The organism is Kribbella sp. NPDC026611, from assembly GCF_040638345.1.
Classification (GTDB): domain Bacteria; phylum Actinomycetota; class Actinomycetes; order Propionibacteriales; family Kribbellaceae; genus Kribbella.
Window position 1 is genome coordinate 13,405 of the sequence record NZ_JBEZYC010000016.1, and the last position, 23,485, is coordinate 36,889.

The following is a 23,485-nucleotide window of genomic DNA, read 5'->3' on the forward strand; positions in this document are numbered from 1 at the left end:
TCACCCAGGCAACGCACAGGGTTCACGCTGGTGCCATGAGGCCGACGTTGACGGTGATTGTGGATCCGGCAGACCAGTGGATGGCGCGGGCTGCGTGCGTTGGGCAGGGACCGGCGTACGACGACGACGCGTCGCAGTGGGAGCAGCGGAAGGCGCAGGCGATCTGCCTGACGTCCTGCCCGGTGCTGGAGGACTGCCGCGAGTGGGCCCGGCGGACGAAGTTCACCGGCACTGCCGCGGGTGAGAAGTTCCTCTCCGGCCGCCGCCGCGGCCGCCCCGGCCCGCACGAACGCCGCGCCCGCCCAGACCTGACCCAAGAAGCCAGCTAGCCACCAAGCCCCAGCCTGAGGCTATGCGTTGACCAGTTCGCGCTCTGGTTCGGCGGGGGTGGGAGTGCGGCGGAAGGGCGAGGCGAGGGTGGGGACGAGCTGCTTGCGGTTGTGGATGGCCGCGGCGGCTGCGAGGACCAGGTAGATCGCGCTGATGATGTAGCGGCCGGTCTGACCGGGTACGGCGAACTGGACGGCGAAGAGACCCAACAGGGTCCACGCCGCCCAGCGGGGGAAGCGCAGGTTGAGGAGGATGGCCAGGCCGAGCAGCGTCTGCGTTGCGGTCAGGAGGAACTCCTCGATCTGACGACCGTCGAGGTGCAGGGCCGGACCGCCGCCGCCGATCCCGTACGCGATGGGAAGGCTGCCGATCAGCAGGGTCCACTGGTTGACCTTGGCAGAGATGAGCAGGCCCAGCGCCGCCGCGCCCTTGCCACGCCAGGCGAACAGCAGCGCGACGATGAACTCGGGCGCCTCGGACGCCAGCGGAGCCAGCCACTGCACCAGCAGGAACTGGTCGATCCCCAGCGCCTGACCGCCCTCGACCAGCGAGTCCGCGAACGGCTCCGCCGCCGCCAGGATCACCACCGCCGAGACCACGAACATCCCGGTCACCGCGATCCGCCGCTGCACCTTCGGCAGCCCGCCGATCGTGGCCGCCGGCCCGATCAGGTCCGGCTCCTCGCCGTGCTCCGACGTCGCCGCGCGGTAGAGGTAGTAGGCGAAGAACGCCAGCAGCAAGAGCCCGAGCACCAGGTGGATCTCGCCGGTCACCGGGATCACGAACGCAACCACCCCGGCCACGGCCAGGAAGCCGAGCTCGCGGCGGTAGCCGGACTCGAGCACGAGCGCCTTGACGGACTGCCCGCTCCGGCGCGAGGCGACGTACAGGCTGATCAGGACGACGCTGGACCAGCCGAGCCCGAGCAGCAGCCGGTTCGAGCCGGTCATGTTGGCCGCGGCGTACTGCACGTAGTCCGGGTTCGACCCCGCGGTGTGCGCGAAGTACAGGTCGACGGCGTACTCCGGGAGTACGGCGATGACCGCCAGCAGTGCGATCGCCAGACCGCCCGAGATGTCCATCTCCGCCGCCTCGGCCGCCCAGGCGAGCACGAACGACGCCGCGACGACGGCGAGGCCGAAGATCGCGATCGAGGCCAGCGCCGGGAGGTGGGTGCCGGAGAGCCGGAGGGCGACCGCGGGGGTCGCCACCACGAGCAGCAGGAGCACAGGGCGGAGGGCTCGGAACATGGTTCCAGCCTGCCACCGTTTTGATACTTTCGCAATTGCGCAAGTGTGAGACCGTACACACCTCGGCCCGGCGCGCTGTCCGGACCGGGGTCCACCGGTCACAATGACTGCGCGATGACCAACCGTGAACCGACGAAGGCGCAGCTCGATTCCGCCGCGGGCACCTTCGCCATGCTCTCCGCCCCCGTCCGGCTGCACCTGGTGTCGCTGGCCGCGCAGGGCGAGTACGACGTCGGCACCCTGGCGGAGCGGGTCGGCGTGAGTATCGCCACCGCGAGCCAGCACCTCGGCAAACTCCGCCTGGCCGGCATCATCACCGCCCGCCGCGAAGGCCGCCGCCACATCTACACCGTCGACGACCCGCACGTCCTCAACCTCGTCGACCAGATCTTCGAACACATCGCCCCCGACGGTTCCCTGGCCCCGGACCCACCCCGCCGTACCCGGCCGCCACACACGGGCTGATCATCCCCGCGGACTGCGTCACGGGCCCGTAAGGGTGCCGGGGGTTTCGCCCGGGTCAGCCGCGTCCTACCTTCAGGGCAGGGGTGGTAGCGATGAGGGAAGCCTGGGAGTTGTTGACCGCGGGTCCTGACGATGCCGAGCGTGCGGTCCTGTTGTTACCCGGCGGAGCCAACGCGGCCCGCTCGTTCGACCTGGTGATGGCTGAGCCGGCGCTGGCCGGTGTACGTCTGGTGGCCACGACGCTGCCGGGCATGGCGGGTGCTCCGCTCGTAGGTGACGTGTCCGTTCCGGGTCTGGCACGTCGGGCCGGCGAGTTGGCCAAGCTGCACCGGTGCGACGTGGTCGTCGGCTTCTCGCATGGCGCCACGGTTGCCGTGGAGATGCTGCTGGGCGGTCATTTCCACGGCCCGGTCGTGCTCCTGGGCATCAGCCTGACGACCGAGGACGAAGCCGGATTCTTCCGCGCCGTCGTGTCGGCGTCGCAGAAGGTGGGCAGCTGGCCGATGGCCGTCCTGTTCAAGCTGCTTCCGCTGATGGCCAGGTCTGCCAAGACACCGGACCCGCACAAGCGGGAGCTGATCGAGGACCTCAAGCAGAACAGGGCCGGCGATGCGCTCCAGCTCCTCGGCCCGTACTTGGAGTACCTGGCCGCCGACCGTGACTATGCCGCCGAACTGGCCGCGTCCGGCGTCCCGGTGTGGGTGGTCCACGCCGAGAAGGGGGACGGCAGCCTCAGCGCCACTGAGCGGGCCACCCTCGAGGCGGCCTCCAACGTGACCGTGGTGACGCTCCCCGGCGCAGTGTTCTTCCTCCCGGACGAGGCACCACAGCAGACCGCCGCAGTTGTCGCCGATGCCCTCAAACAGGTCAAGTGGACTGGATGACGTGCCGCAGGTACCGCTCTGGCTCCTCCAGGTAGGCGCGCCAGTTCTGCACCAGCTTGAGGTCCTCCCACGTGGTGGCCCGGATGCCCCAGTCGCCGACCTCGAGGATGGTGGCGTCGGGGAGGGCCGCGATGACGGGGGAGTGGGTGGCGCAGAGGACCTGGGAGCCGGACTTGGCGAGGCGGTCGAGTACGCCGACGACGGCGAGGCTGCTGGAGAACGAGAGAGCCGACTCGGGTTCGTCCAGGCAGTAGAAGCCCTGGCGGGTGAAGCGGTCGCTGATGAGGGTCAGGAAGCTCTCGCCGTGGCTCATCTCGTGGAAGACCGGCTCGTTGCGGGCGCCGGGGTTCTGCTCGAGGTAGGTGTAGAAGCCATGCATCGTCTCGGCGCGGAGGAAGAAGCCGGCGCGTTTGCCGCCGACGCCTCGGGTCAGCTGGAGGTCGTCGGCCAGGGAGGACTCGGTGGCCCGGGTCGTCAGCCGGGCGCCGGTGGAGCCGCCCTCCGGTGACATCCCGTAGGCCACGGCGATCGCCTCGACCAGCGTCGACTTCCCGGCCCCGTTCTCGCCGACCAGGAACGTGACACCGGGCGAGAGGTCCAGGCCGTCGGTCAGCAGTTGGTGTACGGCGGGGACGGTGTGCGGCCAGCGCCCGGACACACGAATGCCCTCCGCCGCAGCGACCCGGCGTACCGGCTGCGAGGCGAAGGGCATTCGGACAGACTAATCGTCCTCGTCGTCCAACCGGGCGAGCCAGGTGGCGAAGCGCTCGGTCGGGGTCTCGAACTCGGGGTTCAGGTCGACGAACTCGCGGAGCCGCTCGGCGACCCAGGCCAGCGTGACCTCCTCCTCGCCACGCCGGCGCTCGAGTTCCTCGATCCCTCGGTCGGTGAAGTACACGTCAGCTGAAGGCCTGCTTGAGCAGCGTCGCCTGCTCGGCCCCGTGCACGCCGTGCGACCCGACCGCCGGCGCGGACATGGCCGGCCGGGACACCCGGTAGAACGGCTTGCCGCCCAGGTGCTCGGTCAGGTTCAGCGCCATGAACGGCCACGGGCCCTGGTTCGCCGGCTCGTCCTGCACCCAGCGGATCTCGGTCGCGTTCGGGAACTTCGCCAGCTCGGCGACGACCTCCTCGTGGGCGAGCGGGTAGAGCTGCTCGACCCGGAGGATCGCGGTGCTGATCTTGTCCGGCTCGACCTTCTTCCGCTCGGCGAGCAGGTCGTACACGATCCGGCCCGAGGCCAGGATGACCCGCTCGACGGCGGCCGGGTTGGCCTCCGCCTCGGGATCGTTGATCACCGGCCGGAACGTGCCGTGGGTCAGCTCGTCCGGCTGCGACACCGCCTCCTTGCGCCGGAGCAGCTGCTTCGGCGTGAAGACGATCATCGGGACGTGCTCCTCGCCGAGCGTGTGCCGGCGGAGCAGGTGGAAGTACGACGCCGGCGTCGACGGCTGCGCGACCGTCATCGCGTTCTCGGCGCAGAGCTGCAGGAACCGCTCGATCCGGGCCGACGTGTGGTCCGGGCCCTGGCCCTCGTACCCGTGCGGCAGCAGCAGCACGACACCCGACTTCTGGCCCCACTTCGCCTCACCGGACGAGATGTACTCGTCGATGACCGACTGGGCACCGTTGACGAAGTCGCCGAACTGCGCCTCCCACAGCACCAGCGCCTCGGGCCGCGCGACGGAGTACCCGTACTCGAAGCCGAGGGCGGCGTACTCGCTGAGCAGCGAGTCGTAGACGAAGAACTGCGCCTGGCTCTCGTCGAGGTGCTGCAGCGGGACGTGGTCCTGGCCGTTGACCCGGTCGATGACCGCGGCGAACCGCTGGACGAACGTGCCGCGGCGGCTGTCCTGGCCGGCGAGGCGGACCGGCCGCCCGTCGAGCAGCAGCGAGCCGAAGGCGGTGATCTCCGCGCTGGCCCAGTCCAGCGGGCCCTCGGTGATCGCGTGCGCCCTGCGCTGCAGCTGCGGCTGCACCTTCGGGTGCACGGTGAAGCCCTCCGGCAGCGTGGTGTACGCGTCGGCGATCTTCTTCAGCACCTCGCGGGTGATCGCGGTCGCGTCCGGGCCCTCCGGCTTGTCCGGGTAGACCGGGACGGTGACGTACGGCGCCGGGGTGTCGGGCTCGTTCTTCGCGTCCCGGACCTCGGCGAACACCCGCTCGAGCCGCTGCTGGAAGTCCTGCATGGCCTGCTCGGCCTCTTCGATCGTGATGTCGCCACGACCGATCAGGGCCTCGGTGTAGAGCTTGCGGACCGACCGCTTCTGCTCGATCAGGTCGTACATCAGCGGCTGGGTGAAGCTCGGGTCGTCGCCCTCGTTGTGACCGCGGCGGCGGTAGCAGACCAGGTCGATGACGACGTCCTTGTTGAACGCCTGCCGGTACTCGAAGGCCAGGTCGGCGACCCGGATGCACGCCTCGGGGTCGTCGCCGTTCACGTGGAAGATCGGCGCCTGCACCATCCGGGCGACGTCGGTGGAGTACATCGACGAGCGGGACGAGGCCGGCGAGGTGGTGAAGCCGACCTGGTTGTTCACGATCACGTGGATCGTGCCGCCGGTCCGGTACCCGCGCAGCTGGGACAGGTTCAGTGTCTCCGCCACCACGCCCTGGCCGGCGAAGGCCGCGTCACCGTGCACCAGCACCGGCAGCACCGGGAACGCGGCACCGCGGTCGAGGATGTCCTGCTTGGCCCGGACGATGCCCTCGAGCACCGGGTCGACGGTCTCCAGGTGCGACGGGTTCGCCGCCACCGAGACCTTGATCTTGTCGCCGAACTCGGAGACGAACTCGCCCTCGGCGCCCAGGTGGTACTTGACGTCACCGGAGCCCTGCACGGTCCGCGGGTCGATGTTGCCCTCGAACTCGCGGAAGATCTGGCCGTACGACTTGCCGACGATGTTCGCCAGCACGTTCAGCCGGCCGCGGTGCGCCATCCCGATCGCGACCTCGTCCAGGCCGGCGCCGGCCGCCTCCTCGCACAGCTCGTCGAGCAGCGGGATGGTGGTCTCCGCGCCTTCCAGCGAGAACCGCCGCTGGCCGACGTACTTGGTCTGCAGGAAGGTCTCGAACGCCTCGGCCTCGTTCAGCTTGGCCAGGATCCGGAGCTGCTCCTCGCGCGGCGGCTTGGTGTGCGGCCGCTCGACCCGCTCCTGGATCCACTTGCGCTGCTCGGGGTCCTGGATGTGCATGTACTCGATACCGGTGGTCCGGCAGTACGAGTCGCGCAGGATGCCGAGGATCTCGCGGAGCTTCATGAACCGCCGGTCCGCGCCGCCGAACGAGCCGGTGGCGAACTCGCGGTCCAGGTCCCACAGCGTCAGGCCGTGGGTGGCCACGTCCAGGTCGGGGTGGCTGCGCTGCTTGTACTCCAGCGGGTCGGTGTCGGCCATGATGTGGCCGCGCACCCGGAAGGCGTGCACCAGCTCCAGGATCCGGGCCTGCTTGCTGATGTCCTCCTCGTGGCTGTGCGGGAGGTCGGCGGCCCAGCGGATCGGCTCGTAGGGGATCCGCAGCGACTGGAAGATCTCGTCGTAGAAGCGCTCGGCGCCGAGCAGCAGCTGGTGGATCCGGCGCAGGAACTCACCCGACTGGGCGCCCTGGATGATCCGGTGGTCGTACGTCGAGGTCAGCGTCATCACCTTGCTGACCGCGAGCTTGGCCATCGTCTCGTCGGCCGCACCCTGGTACTCCGGCGGGTACTCCATCGCGCCGACGCCGATGATGCAGCCCTGGCCGGTCATCAGCCGCGGTACCGAGTGCTGGGTGCCGATCGTGCCGGGGTTGGTCAGGCTGATCGTGGTGCCCTGGAAGTCGGGTAGCGCGAGCTTGTTGTCCCGGGCCCGGCGGACGATGTCCTCGTACGCCATCCAGAAGTCGGCGAACGACATCGACTCGGCGGCCTTGATCGACGGCACCAGCAGCTGCCGGGTGCCGTCCGGCTTCTGCATGTCGATGGCGAGGCCGAGGTTGATGTGCGCCGGGTGGACCAGGGTCGGTTTGCCCTCGGTCTCGTCGTACGAAGCGTTCATGTCCGGCAGCGTCTTCAGAGCCTTCACCAGCGCCCAGCCGATCAGGTGGGTGAAGGAGACCTTGCCACCACGGGCGCGCTTGAGGTGGTTGTTGATGACGATGCGGTTGTCGATCAGCAGCTTGACCGGGACCTGGCGGACGCTGGTCGCGGTCGGCACGGAGAGGCTGGTCTCCATGTTCTGCGCGGTCCGCGCGGGGGCGCCGCGGAGGATCAGCCGCTCGCCTTCCGTGGCGGACGCGGGCGCGGCGGCCGGCTTGGGCTGAGCGGTCTTCGGCTGGTTCGCCGTACCGCCGGTCGGCGTGGCGCTCTTCGCGGCCGGAGCCGGAGCGGCCTTGGCCGGAGCGGCCTGCGCCGGGGCAGCCTGAGCCGGGACCGGGGCCGGCTGCTGCGTGGCGGGGGACTGAGGTGCCGCAGCGGCGGCCGGAGCGTTGGAGGCGGGCACGGACGGTGCGGAACCGCGGCTCGGCGCCTCAGGCGTCTTGTTGTCGGACACCGCATCCGGCCTGGGAGCATCGGCCGGGGCGGTCTTCACCGGCGCACTTTCACCTGGCTTATAGGTCTTGAAGAAGTCCAACCACGCCGGATCCACCGAGTTAGGGTCCTGCAGGTACTTCTCGTACAGCTCGTCGACCAGCCATTCGTTCGCACCGAAGGCTGCTAGGGGATTCGTGTCTGATGGCTCGGTGGCCACTGGGCAGTTCGCCTCTTCCGATTTCGGGTCCGGTAGCACGGGTAATGCCGATGTTATGGGTGGTGTCCCATGCAAAGGCTAATAGCACGCGGACCACTTCCACAGCCCGGGACCACCGGACCAGTGTGTCGGGTGGTCAGGCCCCGGGGACCCGATCGGTCAAGCCCTGAAACACTGCTCACAAAGGTGTTTCAGCTCACTCCCGGGGCGCTCACGACCGATGGGTGCGGTGCGCAACCTCCGCACCTCCCGGACGCCTTACAGGGGTGGAGTTCCCAGCCCTTCCCCGAGGTCCCGTACGCCGCCCGCTGAGCGTGGCTGCGCACTGTATGCAACTGCGCACTCGCGGCACGTGACGCTCACCACTACGCAAAAGTGTGGCAAACGTCACGTGCGCGATCAGTCCAGTTGGGGATGATTGGCTAGCTGGTCCGGATCAGGAACGAGCTGACCCGAGCCGTCACGTCGCCGGTGCTGTACGTCCAGCCGGCGCTGGTGACGGTCGCCGTGAAGTGGCCGGCCGTCTTCGGTTTGGCTTGCACGGTCGCCCGCAGGGTTGCGGGCTGGGGTGCCCACGCGGCCGGTGATCTCGAAGGCCGCCGCCGTACCAGAGACGGCGAGCCAGCGGAGCGTCGTACCGGTGAAGACGTGGCTGCCCGCGGTGAGCGTCACTGCACCGGATGGCGTCCGGTTCAGGTACCGGGCCGACGCCGTCAGGACTGCCTGCGTGCCGGTGCTGTCCGGGCCTAGCGCCGCACCAGTGATCTGGCCGTCAGGGTCGAAGACGATCAGCTCGGTCTGAACCGCTGGTCCGGTGAAGTAGCCGCCGCTGAGCGAGGCAGTGGCTGCCCAGGTGCCGGAGGGTACGTCGACCGGCAGCGTGGCGACACCGTCTGCCCCTGCGTTGGCACTGTAGCTACGGGTCTCACCGGTGAGGGTGTTCCGCACCTGTAGCTGGACCACGGCCTTGCTGAGGTCCGCGGGTTCGCCGTCGGCCTCGTCGGTGACCTTCACCGTCATCGGTGTCGGCTGGTCGTCGGCGTACGTCGTCGGACTCGTGACGGCCAGCGTCGCCTTCTCCGGTCCCACCACGAGAGTGAAGCTGGTGGTGCTGCCCAGGTAGTCGCCGTTCGGCTTGGCGATCACCGTGTAGTCGTACGAGCCCGGTGCCAGGCCCGGCGGCAGGGTCGCGGTGGCGACGCCGTCGGCTCCGGTCACTGCGGTGGCCACCGTGTCGTGGCCGCTGCTGATCCGGACTCGGTTGTTGGCCAGCGGAGCGCCGCTGAGCTTGTCGGTGACCTTCACCGACAGGTGTGCGGTGTCGGACTGCTCGACCGTGGTGTCACCGGTGTACGCGACCGCGGACTCCCGGTTGATGTCGACCAGCATCGAGTAGTCGGTCTGCACCGCGGAGTCCGTCGTACTGCGACCCCGTGCGATCAGCGTGTGCCGCGCACCGGCGGCTTCGTCCGTCCCAACGGTGACCGTGATCTTCGCCGTGGCGCGCTGACCCGCTGTCAACGTCATGCGCTGCGTAGTGGCGGTCCAGCCGGTCGGAACCAGTTCGGTGAAGTCGAACGTGTCAGTGGCCTCACCTGTGTTCATCACCGCGAACGACAGGTCCACGGTGCTGCCCGCGGTCAGCTGCGGCTGCGGTGCGTGGCCGTTGATGTCTCCCGCGTCCACGAGGATCCCAGGGCCGGGTACGTCGACGTACGCCTGCCGCTGGTCGGCGAAGTTCTCACCGATGGCCCGGACCGCTACACCGGCGGGCGTGCCGTCGGCCCACGGCTGGGTCATCTCGCGCTGGCGGGTCCGGGAGTCGGTCGGGTCCCAGGCGTCGGTGTCGTTGCCACCGTTGCACCCGTCGTGCGGCCCGTCCTCGTCCACCTTGCCGTCGCCGTCGTTGTCCACGCCGTCGGCCGGGTCCTCGTCGACCTTGCCGTCCACGTCGTCGTCCAGGCATCCCGGCGAACGCACGCCGTCGGGTCGCATCAGCTCCACGCCGCGCAGGTGCTCCGGGCTGTTCCGGACGTGCCGCTCGTCGATCCGCCAGATCACCATGCCGTTGTCGGGGATGTTCTGGTCGTAGGTTCCGGTCTTGGCGGCGCGCTCCTCGAGCATGAAGTAGTCGTCGGTGCCGCGGGCCGGGTCGTAGAGCAGGTACGACTGGTACGGCGCGACCGTGTCCGGCAGCAGCGTGATGTACCGGTCCTTGGTGATGATGTTCGGCTGGCTGCCGGTGAGGTGCAGCCGGTGCCAGGCGTTCGGCTCCTGCCAGATCTGGGTGCTGCCGGCGCAGGTCGGGCCGGCGATGTCCCAGTCGCCGACACCGAAGCCGTAGAAGTCCTCCATCTGGAACTGCTGGTGGGTCAGCTCGTGGGCGAAGGTGAGGTTGTTGGTCAGGGAGCCGCCGTCCGCGGTCCGGAAGCCGATGTTCTTACCGTCGAGCTTGCCGCCGGCGCCGACGTTGGCGGTCTGGCCGCACGAGTAGTCCGCGGTAGGCGAGGTCACCAGCGTGACCACGGCGAGCTCGGAGTCGTCGACGGTGCCGTCGTTGTTGGCGTCGTACCGGGCGAAGTCGACGTACGGGTCGGCGAGCTCCATCATCTTGCGCCGGCGGACCGTCACGTCCTGCCCGTTCAGGCTGGACGACTGGCCGAGGTTGACCATCACGATCCCGTTGTCGTGGTCGCCGTACGTCTCCTGGACCGGGGTGAGGACGCCGAGGCCGTTCTGCAGGTAGTAGTCGGCGACGTTGCCGAAGGTGAAGATCGGAAAGAACTTGTCCCGGGCCGCCGACTCGCTGAGGTTGGTCAGGTCGTCGAAGGTCCCGTAGACGACCAGCATCGGCGGCAGCTGATGCTTCTTGAACAACGGCGCATGCGGACTCCCAGGATGACTGAAATCAGGCAGCGGATTCGGGTAGGCGGTGGCTGTAGCGGCCGCGGTGGATGCGGCGGTGGCTGGGGTCGGTAGGCCGAGTGCGGTGCAGACCATCGCTGCGACGACCGCAAGACCTACCGGCCAACGGGTTTTCCTCATGACTTCCCCCCAAAGGTGTCGTGGTGTCCCGAGTCTCCGAGGCTGCCTTCAGGAATCCTTCAGATTTGGTGCCCGGTAAGCACTGTGGCTTGGCGCTACCGGCGTCCAGGCACGCACCTCGCGGCACTTGGCCAGCGCCCACGATGCTCCGCATCGAGGCCACTGACCAAGCACCGCGATGCACGCACCTGGACGCCGCTATCACTCAAGCCACAGCGCTTACCGGGCACCAGGTCCGCGGGGGCATACTGACGGGATGGCGCTGACGGACGAGGCGATCGTCAAGATCAAGGGCATGATCACCTCGGGGGAACTGGGCCCGGGGGACCGGCTGCCCAAAGAGGCAGACCTGGCGGCCCGGCTGGGGCTGTCGCGGAACTCGCTGCGGGAGGCGGTCAAGGCGCTCACGCTGGTGAACGTGCTGGACGTCCGGCACGGCGACGGGACGTACGTGACGAGCCTCGACTCGGCGCACCTGCTCGACGCGCTCAACTTCATGGTCGACCTGCACCGGGACGACTCGGTCCTGCAGTTCTTCGAGGTACGGCGGTTGCTCGAGCCCGGAGTCGCCGCGCTGGCCGCGACGCGGATCACGCGCGACCAGGTGACCGAGCTCCGGCTGCTGACCAGCGACCTCGCGCCGGACGCGGACGTCGAGGACCTGGTCGCGAACGACCTGAAGTTCCACCGCGGGATCGCCGAGGCGACGGGTAACCAGGTCGTCTGCTCGCTGCTCGACGGGATCTCCGGGGCGACGCAGCGGGCGCGGATCTGGCGCGGCGTGACGCAGGCCGGCGCGGTCGAGCGCACCCTCGCCGAGCACGCCGCGATCCTCGACGCGATCGAGGTCGGCGACGCCGAGGCCGCCCGGGCCTGGATGACCGCCCACATCGCCGGCGTCGAAACCTGGCTCCGCAAGGCTCCCTAGAGGCAAGGCGCCATGGCCTTCGAACCGCCACCACCTAGAAGCGCACTCACCCTGCGGATCGTGCTGTCGGTGTTCGGGGTCCTGCTGTTCGCCGCCTCCACCCTGCTGTCCGTCGTGTTCGAGCTCCCGGCCGGCTGGATCATCACCTTCGCCGCGCTCGGACTGGTCGCCGTCGTCGACCTGATAGTCGTTGCCTGGCGCAAGCACTCGGAAAATGGTTGATCAACCCAACCGGGATCCGTAAGCTTGTCGTGTCCCACTCCCGACGTCTGGGGTTCGAGTTGTCGAACTGAGGTTCTCTTCGTAGCCGATCGATCGCCGCCGTTCCGGCGTGCGATCTCGTTTCGAGACCTCAGCAGGAGTCGACACCTCATGAGCTATTCCCTGTCCTGTACGGACCTCTTCTTCGCCTGGCCGGACGGCGACGTGCTGTTCGACGGGCTCACCTTCGTCGCGGGCCCGGTGCGGTCCGGCCTGGTCGGCCGCAACGGCGCCGGCAAGTCGACGCTGCTCCGGCTGATTGCGGGCCGGCTCACGCCGCAGCGCGGCACGATCCGGGTCAGCGGCGAGCTCGGGTACCTTCCGCAGGACCTTACCCTCGACACCTCGTTGCGCGTCGACCAGGCGCTCGGGATCGAGGCCGTCCGCCGGGCGATCACCGCGATCGAGTCCGGTGACGCCTCGGAGGAGAACTTCGCGGTCATCGGTGACGACTGGGACGTCGACGAGCGCGCCGAGGCGTTGCTCGGCAAGCTCGGTCTCGGCGCGATCGGCCTCGATCGCAGCGTCGGCGAGCTGTCCGGCGGCGAGACGATCCTGCTCGGGCTGGCGGCCGAGTTGCTGCGGCGTCCCGACGTACTGCTGCTCGACGAGCCGACGAACAACCTGGACCTGCGGGCGCGACGGCACCTGTACGACGCGGTCGACCAGTTCCGGGGTGCGCTCGTGATCGTGTCGCACGACCGGGAGCTGCTGGACCGGGTCGACCAGATCGGGGACCTGCGCAAGGGCGAGGTCACCTGGTACGGCGGGAACCTGACGGCGTACGAGGAGGCGGTCGCGATCGAGCAGGAGGCGGCCGAGCGGATGGTGCGCGCGGCCGAGGCCGACGTACGGAAGCAGAAGCGCGATCTGGTCGAGGCGCGGATGAAGATGGACCAGCGCCGGGCCCGGGGGCAACGTGCCTTCGAGCAAGGCGGGATCCCGAAGATCATCGCCGGTGGGCTGAAGCGTTCGGCGCAGGTGTCGGCCGGGAAGCACCTTGGGATGCAGTCGGAGCGGCTCGACTCGGCGCAGGAGGCGCTGGCCGATGCCGAGGACAAGGTGCACGACGACGAGACGATCCGGGTCGACCTGCCGCAGACCGCCGTACCGGCCGGCCGGGTCGTGCTACGGCTGGTCGAGCATGAGCTGCGGACCGGGGCGCGCGTGGATCTGGAGATCCGCGGGCCGGAGCGGATCGCGCTGACCGGGCCGAATGGCGCCGGGAAGACGACGCTGCTGCAGTCGATCGTGGACGGGTCGTTGCCCGCGGTGCCGTTCCGGTACCTGCCGCAGCGGCTGGATCTGCTGCGCGACTCGTTGTCGATCGTGGACAACCTGGCGTTGCTCGCTCCGGGGAGGGAGAACCAGGAGCGACGGTCGCGGTTGGCCCGGTTCCTCTTCCGGGGGCGCGCTGCTGATCAGTTGGTGAGCACGCTGTCGGGTGGCGAACGCTTCCGGGCGACGCTGGCCGCGCTGCTGCTGGCCGAGCCGCCACCGCAGCTGCTGATGTTGGACGAGCCAACGAACAACCTGGATCTGTCCAGCGTGGCGCAGCTCAAGGACGCGCTGGCGTCGTACAGCGGGGCGTTGGTGATCGCGAGCCACGACGTCCCGTTCCTGCGAGAGATCGGGATCACTCGCTGGGTAGAGCTGACGCCGGAAACGCTGACCGACATCGAGCCGCTCTAGGGGTCTGCAGACAGAGACGAGTCAGGTCTCCAGGCAGACGCGGGAGGGATGGCTCCACCGGCACCGTGGAGCCATGAACAAACCCCTTCGCAGCATCGTTGCCTATCTGGCGATCGCGTACTCGCTCGCCTTGCTGATCGCGGTCGGTCTGCCGCATGCCCACCTCAACCTGCTGCTCAGCGTGATGGTGCCGACCGTCACCGTCGGCATCCTGACCTTCACCATCACGCCGCGCGGCCGGCGCCGGGAGTTGTGGCGCGGGGTCGGGCTGGCCCGGGCCGGTTTCCGGTCCTGGCCGGCCGCGATCGTCGTACCGCTGCTGCTGTGCGGCGGGGCCTACGGCACCGCGCTGCTGATCGGCGCCGGACGGCTCCACTTCGGCGCGATCACGGCGTCGAACGTGATCGATCTCGGGATTGCGCTGGTGGTCCCGACCGTGCTGATCCTGGGTGAGGAGATCGGCTGGCGTGGTTACCTGTTGCCGCGCTTCCAGCAGCTGACCGGTCGCCGGCGGGCGGCCGTGGCCACCGGGTTCGCGCACGGCCTGTTCCACCTGCCGCTGATCCTGCTCGCGACGACGTACGACACCGGCGGCGCGCGCTGGATCGTCGCACCGTCCGCGGTGCTCACGATCACTGCGGCGGGCGTGCTCTACGCATGGCTCTGGGACCGGTCGAAGACGGTCTGGCCAGTCGCGATCGCCCACAACCTCGCCAACACCGTCTTCGATCTCGGGGCCTCGGCCGTGGTCGCGACCTCCGGGTCGAGCCTTGCGTACGTCGCCGGCGAGACCGGGTTCGCCACCCTCGGCGCCTGCGCCGTGGCGGCCGTGGTGCTGCTGCGCTGGGCAAAGGTGTGGCGGACGTCGGCAACTGCGGCGCACGAGCAGGAGCCGGTAGCGGCTCTGCACGCGTAGTCTCCGGCTATGAGGGGGCAGCTTGGGCCGGCCTCGGGTCGGCAGAGTTGGTGGATCGTGGCGTCCCAGCGCCTGTCGCCGTACCTCGACCCCGCGATCGGGATCGTGGCTGCGGCGGCAGCGCTGACCTCGTTGTTCACGACCGATCCGGCGTCGATCGACCCGCGGCTGGAGACTCCGGACGTCGTCGCGACCGTCGCCACGCTGGTCGCTGCCGGCGGCCTGGCCTGGCGGCGTCGGCGGCCGGTGGCGTCGTACGCCGTGATGGTGGTCGGCAGCCTCGTGGTGAGCCTGTCCGGTCACTACATCGGGCTGTTGTCGATCCTGATGCTGTTCAGCCTGTACTCGCTGTCTGCCCACGGTCGGCGCCGGGACGGGCTGGTCGGGCTGGGCGTCGGTCTGGCGTGTTTCGCGGGGCTGGCGCTGCTCGACGTACCAGACCTCGGTACGTCGGACCTGCTGCAGGCGGTCGCGCTTCTGGTGGCGGTCTGGGCAGTCGGTGACGCGGTCCGGTCGCGGCGACGGCAGCAGCAAGACCAGTTGCTGGCCGCGGTCACGGAAGAGCGGCTGCGGATCGCCCGTGAGTTGCACGACGTGGTCGCGCACAGCATGTCGCTCATTGCCGTGCAGGCCGGCGTCGGCGCTCACCTGGTCCGCAGCGACGCGCTTGCCGCCGAGCACTCGCTCGAGGTGATCGCTGAGACCAGCCGGCGGGCACTGGAACAGACTCGGTCGATGCTGGGCATGCTGCGCTCCGAGGACGAGGAGGGGACGCGGCCGCCGACGCGCGGGCTCGACGACCTCGCCTCGCTGGTCGAGGACATCAGGGCCGCCGCCCTCGACGTCACGCTGACGCGAAATGGTGTGGTGGCTCGTGAGCTTGACGCCGCAGTGTCGCTGACCGCTTATCGGGTGGTGCAGGAGTCGCTGACCAACGTCATCAAGCACTCGGCGGCGAAGACGGCGGCGGTGGTGGTGACGGCCAGTGGTTCGACTCTCGAGCTGGAGGTCACCGATCCGGGGCCGACGCGGCCAGGGTCGTCGACGGCGGGGCACGGGTTGGTCGGGCTCGAGGAGCGGGTCCGGCTTGTTGGTGGGACCGCGTCGTACGGTCCGGAGGGCGACGGCTTCCGGGTGTACGCAGTACTGCCGGTGGGAGCCCGGCGGTGATCCGGGTCGCGGTCGTCGACGACCAGGATCTGGTGCGGGCCGGGTTCGTGTTGCTGCTGCGTTCATCCGAGGGGATCGAGGTGATCGGCGAGGCGCGGGACGGGCTGGAGGCGATCGCACTGTGCCGGCGTACGGCGCCTGACATCGTCCTGATGGACGTACGGATGCCGCACCTCGACGGGCTGTCCGCGAGTCGCACGATCCTGGCAGATCCGGCGTGTCAGGGGACTCGGGTCGTGGTGCTGACGACCTTTGACGACGACGAGCTCGTGCTGGAGGCGCTGCGGGCGGGGGCGAGCGGGTTCCTGCTGAAGGAGACGCGTCCCGCGCAGCTGCTCGAGGCCATCGAGGTGGTCGCGGCAGGGGAGGCGCTGCTGCATCCGCGGATCACCCGGCGGCTGATCGAGCGGTTCGCGGCGCTGCCTGCCGCGCGGCCGTCGTCAGGCGACGGGTTGACCGACCGGGAGCGCGATGTCCTGCTCGCGGTGGCGCAAGGGTTGTCGAACCAGGAGATCGCCGGGCGGCTGCATCTGGGATACGGCACGGTGAAGACGCACGTGAGCCATCTGCTCACCAAGCTCGGCTGCCGCGACCGGGCGCAGCTGGTGATGTACGCGTATGAGTCCGGGATCGCCGTCCCTGGGCGTGGGTGAGCTTCGTCTCCCTTGCTTCTGATACCCCCTATGGGTATGTTCCAGGCATGGACGAGCACGGCGGACAGATGGCGCACGCGGACCACGACCCCGGCGAGCAGGCGGGGCATGACGAGCACGGGCATTCGGGGCATTCCGGGCACAGCGGGCATTCCGGGCACGGGGATCATGCGGCGCAGTTCAAGGACCGGTTCTGGATCAGCTTGGTGCTGGCGGTGCCGGTGGTGTTCTTCAGCGAGATGTTCGCGGACCTGCTCGGGTACACCCGGCCGGACTTCCGGGGCGCGGGACTGATCGCCCCGGTCGTCGGGACCGTGCTGTTCGTGTACGGCGGGCGGCCGTTCCTGACCGGCGGTTGGAGCGAGCTCAAGTCGCGGCAGCCGGGGATGATGCTGCTGATCTCGATGGCGATCACCGTCGCGTTCGTGGCGTCGTGGGTGACGACGCTCGGCATCGGCGGCTTCGACCTGGACTTCTGGTGGGAGCTCGCGCTGCTGATCGTGATCATGCTGCTCGGTCACTGGCTGGAGATGCGAGCTCTCGGCGCGGCCTCGGGTGCTTTGGACGCGTTGGCGGCTCTGCTGCCGGACTCTGCGGAGAAGGTCACGGACGACGAGGTGGTGTCCGTTGCGCTGCATGAGCTGCAGGCGGGGGACGTCGTACTGGTCCGCTCGGGTGGTCGCGTGCCGGCGGACGGGACCGTGGTTGACGGGCAGGCTGAGGTCGACGAGTCGATGATCACGGGCGAGTCGCGTCCGGTGTCGCGCGGCGTCGGCTCCTCGGTGGTCGCTGGGACTGTTGCTATCGACAACGCTCTGCGCGTGGAGATCACGGCGGTCGGGGACGACACTGCGCTGGCCGGCATCCAGCGATTGGTCGCCGAGGCCCAGGCGTCGTCGTCGCGAGCCCAGGCGCTGGCCGACCGCGCCGCGGCCTTCCTCTTCTACTTCGCCTCCGCCGCCGGACTCATCACCTTCATCGTGTGGACGCTGCTGGGCAAGCTCGACGAGGCGGTCACCCGGACGGTCACCGTCCTCGTCATCGCCTGCCCGCATGCGCTGGGCCTGGCCATCCCGCTGGTCATCGCCATCTCCACCGAACGAGCCGCCAAGGCCGGCGTACTGGTGAAGAGCCGCCTGGCTCTGGAACGCATGCGCACCGTCAACGCGGTCCTGTTCGACAAGACCGGCACGCTGACCAAGGGCGAACCAGCCGTCCTTGGCGTATCCACCGTCGACCCGGTCACGCAGGAAGAGCTGCTGGAGCTGGCCGCGGCGGTAGAGGCGGACAGCGAACACCCACTGGCCAAAGCAATCGTCCGCGCACACGAGTCGCACACCACACACGCACCTCGCGGTGTGACTGCTGCTGTTCGGGGCGGTGCTGGGAGTGCGGGGCATCCTGTCGCGAAGGACTTTCGTTCACTGACTGGCCGGGGCGTGATGGCTGTGGTGGACGGTGTGGAGGTCGCCGTGGGTGGGCCGGCGTACCTGCGGGAGAGCGGGTTGGCCGAGCCGACCGAGCTGGAGCAGGACGTGGCTGCTTGGAAGGACCAGGGCGCCGCGGTGCTGCATGTCGTTCGCGAGGGTCAGGTGATCGGGGCGATCGGGCTGGCGGACGAGGTACGCGAGGAGTCTCGGCAAGCTGTGGAGGCGTTGCACCAGCGCGGTGTGAAGGTCGCGATGATCACCGGGGACGCGCATCAGGTGGCGGATGCGGTGGCGAAGGAGCTGGGGATCGACGAGGTGTTCGCGGAGGTCCTGCCACAGGACAAGGACGCCAAGGTGGCCGAGCTACAGGCCCGTGGGTTGAAGGTGGCGATGGTCGGGGACGGCGTGAACGACGCGCCGGCGCTGGCCCGGGCCGAGGTTGGGATCGCGATCGGCGCGGGTACGGACGTGGCGATCGAGTCCGCGGGCGTCGTACTCGCGGGCAACGACCCGCGGACCGTGGTGTCGGTGATCACGCTCTCGAAGGCCAGCTACCGCAAGATGTGGCAGAACCTCGTCTGGGCGACCGGCTACAACGTCATCACGGTGCCGCTGGCCGCCGGCGTACTCGCCTTCGCGGGCATCGTCGTCTCGCCGGCGGTCGGCGCCCTGCTGATGTCGATCTCCACCATCGTCGTCGCCCTCAACGCCCAACTCCTCCGCCGCCTCGACCTCCGCCCGACGGCTCCAGACCAGCGAGGGTGACCGCGACCAGGCGCCGTACCGCCGCTCTCGACGGTACGGCGCGGGCCGCGGCCAGCGCGTGCACGCAGTACGCCGCCAACTCCTTCGGCGGTACGTCGTGGCGGACATCGGTCAGCAGGCTCGCCAGGAACTCGACGAGGTGATCATGTGCCTGGGCGACGTGGTGAGACCGGTGTAGTGAGACGGCCGGCTCACCGGTCGGATGGTCGTGGCAGATGAACGCGTAGGCCTCCAGGACCGCTTCCAGGCTGCCGGTCCGCTCGTGGATCTCAGCGAGCTGCCGGAGATGGTCTCCGACCTGCCGTTCGTGCCAGGCGTGCAGCACCGCCTCGACGTCGGGGAAGTACTTGTACAGCGTCGCCCGCCCGACACCTGCCCGCTGCGCGACCTCCGCCATCGTCACGCCGGTCAGCCCGCGCTCAGCCACCAGCGCGGCGGCAGCGTCGAGCATTGCTTCCCGTACGGCGTGGCGGTGCGAGCTGATGCTGTCCTCCCACAACTTCGGCACGGCGTCATTCTAGCTGGACAATCTGTCGCTATCGGAGACACACTGTCTTGAAAAGAAGTGTGAGGATGACATGCCGGTCTTGGAAGCGCACGTGAGCACCGGGCGGGCCGATCGCTACCTCGGGCAGCTGAGCAGCCACCTGGGTCACGGGCCCGGTGGGCTGACGGTCGTCAGTTCCGCGGCGGACAACCTGGTGGTCGACCTCGGACAGGCGACCTGGACGATTCGCGCCACGCCGGCCGAGCTTGTACTCCGGCTGGAGGCCGGCGACTCGGACACGCTCGCCGAACAGGCCGCTCGGGTAGCCCAGCGGATCGAAACCCTCGGCCGCCGCGACGCGCTGAAGGTGGACTGGCTACCCGGCGACTGACTCGAACTGCGCCGGGTCGTGGGCACAGAAGATCCGGACACCTGCATCGGGGTCGCGATGCAGCTCGGCCAGGCGGGCTTGGTTCGCCTTCATCTTCCGAGGGACGACAGCGACTACCTGCTCGTGGATCCGCAGCGCGCGCGGCACCGGAGTCCCGTCGATTCGGCCGTGATGGAAGAACGCGTCGCCGGCGTGCAGCAACCATCCGTCGTCAGCCTCGACCGCCACCGCCGCGTGCCCGCGGGTGTGCCCAGGCATCGCGACGTACACCAACCCCGGCGTGACGATCTCCCGAGCCGCTGGGAACCCGTGCCACAACTCACCATCCGTCGCATGCTCCACCACCCGCGGCTCATGCGCCCACTGCACCGGCCGGTACCGCACCCGATCCTGAAACGTCGGTGCGTGCATCGCCGCGCCCTCCGCCGCACTCACATGCACCTCTGCCCAAGGAAAATCGGCCAACCCCCCGATGTGATCCAGATCCAGATGCGTCAGCACCACATGCCGTACGTCGTCCGCCGCGAACCCGAGCCGTTCCACCTGCCGAATCGCGGTCTCCGCCGGATCAAGAACCGGCCGCACCACCCGCCGAACAAACCCCAACCGCTCCGCCGGTGCGGCGATATCCGCCAGCCCATACCCCGAGTCAACCAGAACCAGCCCCACCGGCGACTCCACCAGCAACACATGACAAACCCACCGCGCCACCGGCGAATTCATCGTCCCGCAGTTGAGATGATGAACCTTCATCGCACCGCTGCCAGCAGCTCGGGCCGCCCGACCTGGCTGAGCAGCGACGCGGCATCGAAGTACACCCGCTCGAGCGTGATCCGGTCGCCACTGAAGAAGAACATCGCGCCGTCGAACACCTGCCCGGTCGGCACGATCTCGTACTTCGGGTGGCCGTCGAACGTCTCCAAGGTGAGCTCGAACTCCTGCGTCACCTCGGTGTCCATGTGCTCCCGGATCACGTCGACCCGCCGCTGAGCCAGGTCGTGGTCCACGGTGAAATCCATGTCGCGCAACCTAGCGGCGCACGGGGTCCTTCATCCTGTCGGTGCGTCCTCCCGCAGGAGGCCGGCGGACTTCAGGTCGGACCAGAGGGCGGCGGGTACGGCGGTGCGTGACAGGGTGGCGTTGGTTCGGACCTCGTCGGGGGTGCGGCAGCCGACTGCGACGCCTGCGACCGCCGGGTGGAAGAGGGGGAAGGCCAGCGCCGCCGTTGGCAGTGTCACGCCGTGGGACTCGCAGATGTCGGCGACCTTGTTTGCCTTGTCCACCAAGGCCTGCTCGGCCGGGGCGTAGTTGAAGGTGGTGCCGGCCGCCGGGCGGGGCTGCGACATCAGGCCGGAGTTGAAGATGCCCACGGCAACCACCTGGACGTCGTGCTCGACACAGGCCGGGAGTACGTCGTCCAGCGCGTCCGGGTCGATCAACGTGTAGCGGCCGGCCAGCATGATCACGTCGATGTCGATCTCCTGGACGAACCGGGTCAGCATCGCGGACTGGTTCATGCCGGAACCGATCGCCTTGATCACGCCCTGGTCGCGCAGCTCGATCAGCGTCGGGAACGCGGCCGCGACCGCTTCCTCGTAGTGGTCGTCCGGGTCGTGCACGAACACGATGTCCAGCCGGTCGGTCCCGATCCGCCGCAGCGAGTCCTCGATCGACCGCAGGACGCCGTCCCGCGAGAAGTCCCAGCGCCGGCGTCGCGTCGTACTGATCTCGAAGCCCTCGTCGTCCGGCGCGGCCGAGTCGGCCGAGTAGATGATCCGCCCGACCTTGGACGACAGCACGTACGCGTCCCGCGGCTTGTCCTGGAGCGCGGCACCGAGCCGCTCCTCGGCCAGTCCGAGCCCGTAGTGCGGCGCGGTGTCGAAGAACCGCCAGCCCTCGTCCCAGGCGGCGTTCACAGTCGCGACGGCGTCGGCGTCGGTGACCTCACCGAGCATGTTGCCCAGCGGCGCACCGCCGAGGCCGACCCGCTGGCCCTCCGGGAAGATACGCATCAGCGCACCGCCGGGAGGCGCAGGTTCTGCATGCCGCCGTCGACGGCGAGCGCAGTACCGGTCGTCGAACCGGAGAGCGGGCTGGCGAGGTACACGATCGCCTGCGCGACCTCGTCCGCCGTCACCAGCCGGCCCATCGGTTGCCGGGCCTCGAGTGCGGCTCGCTCGGCCGCTGGATCGTCCGCGACGTCGAGCAAGCGGCCGACCCATGGCGTGTCCGCGGTACCGGGGTTCACGCAGTTGACCCGGATGCCTTCGCGCACATGATCCGCGGCCATCGCCATCGTCAGGGCCAGCACCGCACCCTTGCTCGCGGAGTACAGCGCGCGGTTCGGCAGGCCGGCGGTCGCGGCGATCGAGCAGGTGTTGACGATCGCGGCGTTCTCGGACTTGCGCAGGTAGGGGAGCGCGGCGCGGGTCACGCGGGCGATGCCGACCACGTTCACGTCGAGCACCCGGTGCCACTCGTCGTCGTCGTTCGCGGCGACGGTGCCCTGGGCGCCGATCCCGGCGTTGTTCACCACGACGTCGATCCCGCCGAGCTGGAGGGCCGCGGCGGCGACCGCGTCCCGGACCGAGCCGTCGTCGGTGACGTCGGCGGCGATCCCGGTCAGCGGCTCGGCGACCTCCGGCTTCAGGTCGAACACGACCACCTGGGCCCCGCGCGCGGCCAGCAACTGGGCGGCGGCCAGCCCGATACCCGAGGCGCCTCCGGTGACTACGGCGCGGAGGCCGGCGAAATCGGTCACTTCTGCTCCTTCTTGAGGTCGCTCCAGATCTTGCCACCCGGGTACCGGAAGCCGGTCAGCGTCTCGGCGTCCAGTTCGGCGCTGAACCCCGGCTTCACCGGTGCCACGTAGTGCCCGTCCCGGATCAGCACCGGGTCGAGGAAGTGCTCGTGCAGGTGGTCGACGTACTCGATCACCTGGTCGTCCACCGCTCCACTCACCGCGACGTAGTCGAACATCGACAGGTGCTGGACCAGCTCACACAGTCCTACCCCGCCCGCGTGCGGGCACACCGGTACGCCGAACTTCGCCGCGAGCAGCAGGATCGCGATGTTCTCGTTCACGCCGGCCACCCGGGCCGAGTCGAGCTGCAGCACCGACAGCGAACCGGCCTGCAGCATCTGCTTGAACACCACCCGGTTCTGCACATGCTCGCCGGTCGCGACCCGGATCGGGGCGATCGCGCGGGCGATCGCGGCGTGGCCGAGGATGTCGTCCGGGCTGGTCGGCTCCTCGACCCACCAGACGCCGTACGGCGCGAGCTCCTCGACCCAGCGGATCGCGTCCGGCACGTCCCAGCGCTGGTTGGCGTCGATCGCGATCCGGATGTCCGGTCCGACCGCCGCGCGGGCCAGCTGCATCCGGCGTACGTCGTCGTCGAGGTTCGCGCCGACCTTGAGCTTGATCTGGGTGAAGCCCTCGGCGACCGCCTCGTGGCAGAGCCGGACCAGCTTGTCGTCGTCGTACCCGAGCCAGCCGGGCGTCGTCGTGTACGCCGGGTAACCGCGCTCGCGGAGCAGCGCTTCCCGTTCGGCGCGCCCGGGCTTGGCCGCGCGCAGGATCTCCAGCGCCTCGTCCGGCGTCAGCGCGTCGGTCAGGTACCGGAAGTCGACCAGGTCGACGATCTGCTCTGGCGTCAGGCCGGACAGCAGCTTCCACAGCGGTACGCCGGCGCGCTTGGCCGCCAGGTCCCAGACCGCGTTGACGACCGCACCGATCGCCATGTGCATGACGCCCTTCTCCGGGCCCAGCCAGCGCAGCTGCGAGTCGTGCACGAGCGACTTCCAGAAGCCACCGAGGTCGTCGAGCGTCGCGTCCAGGTCGAGCCCGATGACGTGGTCCCGGAGCGCCTCGATCGCCGCGGTCTGGACGTCGTTGCCGCGACCGATCGTGAACGCGAACCCGTGCCCCTCCAGCCCGTCACCCGCGTCGGTGCGCAGGATCAGGTACGCCGCGGAGTAGTCCGGGTCGGTGTTCATCGCGTCGGAGCCGTCCAGGTCCAGCGACGTGGGGAAGCGGACGTCGTACGTCTCCAACTCAGTGAATCGTGGCATCGAGGACCCGATCTGGT

Annotated in this window: 22 protein-coding genes; 11 read left to right on the forward strand and 11 right to left on the reverse strand. The window is 69.2% G+C overall.

The window, feature by feature from the left end; genetic code table 11:
• Positions 1-35 precede the first annotated feature (35 nt).
• Positions 36-329, forward strand: a complete 294-nt coding sequence (locus tag AB0E69_RS40095; protein ID WP_360159374.1) for a WhiB family transcriptional regulator — start codon at positions 36-38, stop codon at positions 327-329.
• A 21-nt stretch (positions 330-350) separates the two neighbouring features.
• On the opposite strand, the gene AB0E69_RS40100 is transcribed toward AB0E69_RS40095, so the two are convergent.
• A complete protein-coding gene (locus tag AB0E69_RS40100; protein WP_360159377.1) occupies positions 351-1,580 on the reverse strand; it encodes a sodium:proton exchanger in 1,230 nt (409 codons plus the stop codon).
• Positions 1,581-1,694: 114 nt separating this feature from the next.
• Between AB0E69_RS40100 and AB0E69_RS40105 the strand changes: the two genes are divergently transcribed.
• Positions 1,695-2,045 (forward strand): metalloregulator ArsR/SmtB family transcription factor, encoded by a 351-nt coding sequence (locus AB0E69_RS40105; protein ID WP_360159380.1) that lies wholly within the window; start codon positions 1,695-1,697, stop codon positions 2,043-2,045.
• 92 nt (positions 2,046-2,137) lie between these two features.
• Positions 2,138-2,929, forward strand: a complete 792-nt coding sequence (locus AB0E69_RS40110) for an alpha/beta hydrolase (protein ID WP_360159383.1) — start codon at positions 2,138-2,140, stop codon at positions 2,927-2,929.
• Here AB0E69_RS40110 and AB0E69_RS40115 read toward each other — a convergent pair.
• From AB0E69_RS40115 to AB0E69_RS40130, 4 genes are all read right to left on the reverse strand, one after another.
• Complete coding sequence (locus AB0E69_RS40115; RefSeq protein ID WP_360159386.1) at positions 2,913-3,641, reverse strand: AAA family ATPase; 729 nt, start codon at positions 3,639-3,641, stop codon at positions 2,913-2,915. The two genes, AB0E69_RS40110 and AB0E69_RS40115, sit on opposite strands and share 17 nt — an antisense overlap.
• Positions 3,642-3,650: 9 nt before the next feature.
• The gene (locus AB0E69_RS40120) at positions 3,651-3,827 is read right to left on the reverse strand and encodes a DUF6104 family protein (protein WP_360159389.1); all 177 of its coding nucleotides are present in this window, start codon (positions 3,825-3,827) and stop codon (positions 3,651-3,653) included.
• Position 3,828: 1 nt separating this feature from the next.
• Positions 3,829-7,656 carry a multifunctional oxoglutarate decarboxylase/oxoglutarate dehydrogenase thiamine pyrophosphate-binding subunit/dihydrolipoyllysine-residue succinyltransferase subunit gene (locus AB0E69_RS40125; RefSeq protein WP_360159392.1) on the reverse strand — a complete coding sequence of 1,276 codons (3,828 nt, stop codon included), beginning with the start codon at positions 7,654-7,656 and terminating at the stop codon, positions 3,829-3,831.
• A gap of 399 nt (positions 7,657-8,055) precedes the next feature.
• Positions 8,056-10,701, reverse strand: a complete 2,646-nt coding sequence (locus AB0E69_RS40130; RefSeq protein ID WP_360159395.1) for an NEW3 domain-containing protein — start codon at positions 10,699-10,701, stop codon at positions 8,056-8,058.
• A gap of 256 nt (positions 10,702-10,957) precedes the next feature.
• Between AB0E69_RS40130 and AB0E69_RS40135 the strand changes: the two genes are divergently transcribed.
• The 7 genes from AB0E69_RS40135 (at position 10,958) to AB0E69_RS40165 (ending at position 18,516) form a co-directional block, all read left to right on the forward strand.
• Positions 10,958-11,629, forward strand: a complete 672-nt coding sequence (locus tag AB0E69_RS40135; RefSeq protein ID WP_360159398.1) for a FadR/GntR family transcriptional regulator — start codon at positions 10,958-10,960, stop codon at positions 11,627-11,629.
• A 12-nt stretch (positions 11,630-11,641) separates the two neighbouring features.
• Positions 11,642-11,851, forward strand: a complete 210-nt coding sequence (locus AB0E69_RS40140; protein ID WP_360159401.1) for a DUF6343 family protein — start codon at positions 11,642-11,644, stop codon at positions 11,849-11,851.
• 150 nt (positions 11,852-12,001) lie between these two features.
• The gene (locus tag AB0E69_RS40145) at positions 12,002-13,582 is read left to right on the forward strand and encodes an ATP-binding cassette domain-containing protein (protein ID WP_360159404.1); all 1,581 of its coding nucleotides are present in this window, start codon (positions 12,002-12,004) and stop codon (positions 13,580-13,582) included.
• A 73-nt stretch (positions 13,583-13,655) separates the two neighbouring features.
• Entirely contained in the window at positions 13,656-14,498 is an 843-nt protein-coding gene (locus tag AB0E69_RS40150; protein ID WP_360159407.1) for a type II CAAX endopeptidase family protein, read from the forward strand.
• Positions 14,499-14,507: 9 nt separating this feature from the next.
• Entirely contained in the window at positions 14,508-15,668 is a 1,161-nt protein-coding gene (locus tag AB0E69_RS40155; RefSeq protein WP_360159410.1) for a sensor histidine kinase, read from the forward strand.
• On the forward strand, positions 15,665-16,321 hold the full coding sequence (locus AB0E69_RS40160) for a response regulator transcription factor (RefSeq protein WP_360159413.1): 657 nt from the start codon (positions 15,665-15,667) through the stop codon (positions 16,319-16,321). Before AB0E69_RS40155 ends, AB0E69_RS40160 begins: the two co-directional genes overlap by 4 nt.
• 47 nt (positions 16,322-16,368) lie before the next feature.
• Positions 16,369-18,516 (forward strand): heavy metal translocating P-type ATPase, encoded by a 2,148-nt coding sequence (locus AB0E69_RS40165; RefSeq protein WP_360159416.1) that lies wholly within the window; start codon positions 16,369-16,371, stop codon positions 18,514-18,516.
• Here the strand turns inward: AB0E69_RS40165 and AB0E69_RS40170 are convergent.
• Positions 18,455-19,024, reverse strand: a complete 570-nt coding sequence (locus AB0E69_RS40170; RefSeq protein ID WP_360159419.1) for a helix-turn-helix domain-containing protein — start codon at positions 19,022-19,024, stop codon at positions 18,455-18,457. The genes AB0E69_RS40165 and AB0E69_RS40170 overlap by 62 nt on opposite strands.
• Before the next feature lie 70 nt (positions 19,025-19,094).
• Between AB0E69_RS40170 and AB0E69_RS40175 the strand changes: the two genes are divergently transcribed.
• Complete coding sequence (locus tag AB0E69_RS40175) at positions 19,095-19,394, forward strand: DUF2218 domain-containing protein (RefSeq protein ID WP_360159422.1); 300 nt, start codon at positions 19,095-19,097, stop codon at positions 19,392-19,394.
• Here the strand turns inward: AB0E69_RS40175 and AB0E69_RS40180 are convergent.
• The 5 genes from AB0E69_RS40180 to AB0E69_RS40200 are packed head-to-tail and all read right to left on the reverse strand — an operon-like array spanning position 19,380 to position 23,468.
• The gene (locus tag AB0E69_RS40180; RefSeq protein ID WP_360159425.1) at positions 19,380-20,147 is read right to left on the reverse strand and encodes an MBL fold metallo-hydrolase; all 768 of its coding nucleotides are present in this window, start codon (positions 20,145-20,147) and stop codon (positions 19,380-19,382) included. The two genes, AB0E69_RS40175 and AB0E69_RS40180, sit on opposite strands and share 15 nt — an antisense overlap.
• Entirely contained in the window at positions 20,144-20,413 is a 270-nt protein-coding gene (locus tag AB0E69_RS40185; protein ID WP_360159428.1) for a hypothetical protein, read from the reverse strand. Before AB0E69_RS40185 ends, AB0E69_RS40180 begins: the two co-directional genes overlap by 4 nt.
• A gap of 30 nt (positions 20,414-20,443) precedes the next feature.
• Positions 20,444-21,406, reverse strand: coding sequence for an aldo/keto reductase (locus AB0E69_RS40190; RefSeq protein ID WP_360159431.1), 963 nt, complete (start codon positions 21,404-21,406; stop codon positions 20,444-20,446).
• Positions 21,406-22,155, reverse strand: a complete 750-nt coding sequence (locus tag AB0E69_RS40195; protein WP_360159434.1) for an SDR family oxidoreductase — start codon at positions 22,153-22,155, stop codon at positions 21,406-21,408. The genes AB0E69_RS40190 and AB0E69_RS40195 overlap by 1 nt, the downstream gene beginning before the upstream one ends.
• The gene (locus AB0E69_RS40200) at positions 22,152-23,468 is read right to left on the reverse strand and encodes an enolase C-terminal domain-like protein (protein WP_360159438.1); all 1,317 of its coding nucleotides are present in this window, start codon (positions 23,466-23,468) and stop codon (positions 22,152-22,154) included. The genes AB0E69_RS40195 and AB0E69_RS40200 overlap by 4 nt, the downstream gene beginning before the upstream one ends.
• Between the last annotated feature and the right edge of the window lie 17 nt (positions 23,469-23,485).

Bases quoted from the DNA above. Each gene is read 5' to 3' on its own strand.
- AB0E69_RS40105 (WP_360159380.1), top strand. From the start codon at position 1,695: ATGACCAACCGTGAACCGACGAAGGCGCAGCTCGATTCCGCCGCGGGC.
- AB0E69_RS40130 (WP_360159395.1), bottom strand. From the start codon at position 10,701: ATGAGGAAAACCCGTTGGCCGGTAGGTCTTGCGGTCGTCGCAGCGATG.
- AB0E69_RS40145 (WP_360159404.1), top strand. From the start codon at position 12,002: ATGAGCTATTCCCTGTCCTGTACGGACCTCTTCTTCGCCTGGCCGGAC.
- AB0E69_RS40175 (WP_360159422.1), top strand. From the start codon at position 19,095: ATGCCGGTCTTGGAAGCGCACGTGAGCACCGGGCGGGCCGATCGCTAC.
- AB0E69_RS40200 (WP_360159438.1), bottom strand. From the start codon at position 23,468: ATGCCACGATTCACTGAGTTGGAGACGTACGACGTCCGCTTCCCCACG.
- AB0E69_RS40190 (WP_360159431.1), bottom strand. From the start codon at position 21,406: ATGCGTATCTTCCCGGAGGGCCAGCGGGTCGGCCTCGGCGGTGCGCCG.
- AB0E69_RS40110 (WP_360159383.1), top strand. From the start codon at position 2,138: ATGAGGGAAGCCTGGGAGTTGTTGACCGCGGGTCCTGACGATGCCGAG.
- AB0E69_RS40165 (WP_360159416.1), top strand. From the start codon at position 16,369: ATGGACGAGCACGGCGGACAGATGGCGCACGCGGACCACGACCCCGGC.
- AB0E69_RS40115 (WP_360159386.1), bottom strand. From the start codon at position 3,641: ATGCCCTTCGCCTCGCAGCCGGTACGCCGGGTCGCTGCGGCGGAGGGC.
- AB0E69_RS40180 (WP_360159425.1), bottom strand. From the start codon at position 20,147: ATGAAGGTTCATCATCTCAACTGCGGGACGATGAATTCGCCGGTGGCG.
- AB0E69_RS40155 (WP_360159410.1), top strand. From the start codon at position 14,508: ATGAGGGGGCAGCTTGGGCCGGCCTCGGGTCGGCAGAGTTGGTGGATC.
- AB0E69_RS40095 (WP_360159374.1), top strand. From the start codon at position 36: ATGAGGCCGACGTTGACGGTGATTGTGGATCCGGCAGACCAGTGGATG.
- AB0E69_RS40100 (WP_360159377.1), bottom strand. From the start codon at position 1,580: ATGTTCCGAGCCCTCCGCCCTGTGCTCCTGCTGCTCGTGGTGGCGACC.
- AB0E69_RS40185 (WP_360159428.1), bottom strand. From the start codon at position 20,413: ATGGATTTCACCGTGGACCACGACCTGGCTCAGCGGCGGGTCGACGTG.
- AB0E69_RS40135 (WP_360159398.1), top strand. From the start codon at position 10,958: ATGGCGCTGACGGACGAGGCGATCGTCAAGATCAAGGGCATGATCACC.
- AB0E69_RS40140 (WP_360159401.1), top strand. From the start codon at position 11,642: ATGGCCTTCGAACCGCCACCACCTAGAAGCGCACTCACCCTGCGGATC.
- AB0E69_RS40150 (WP_360159407.1), top strand. From the start codon at position 13,656: ATGAACAAACCCCTTCGCAGCATCGTTGCCTATCTGGCGATCGCGTAC.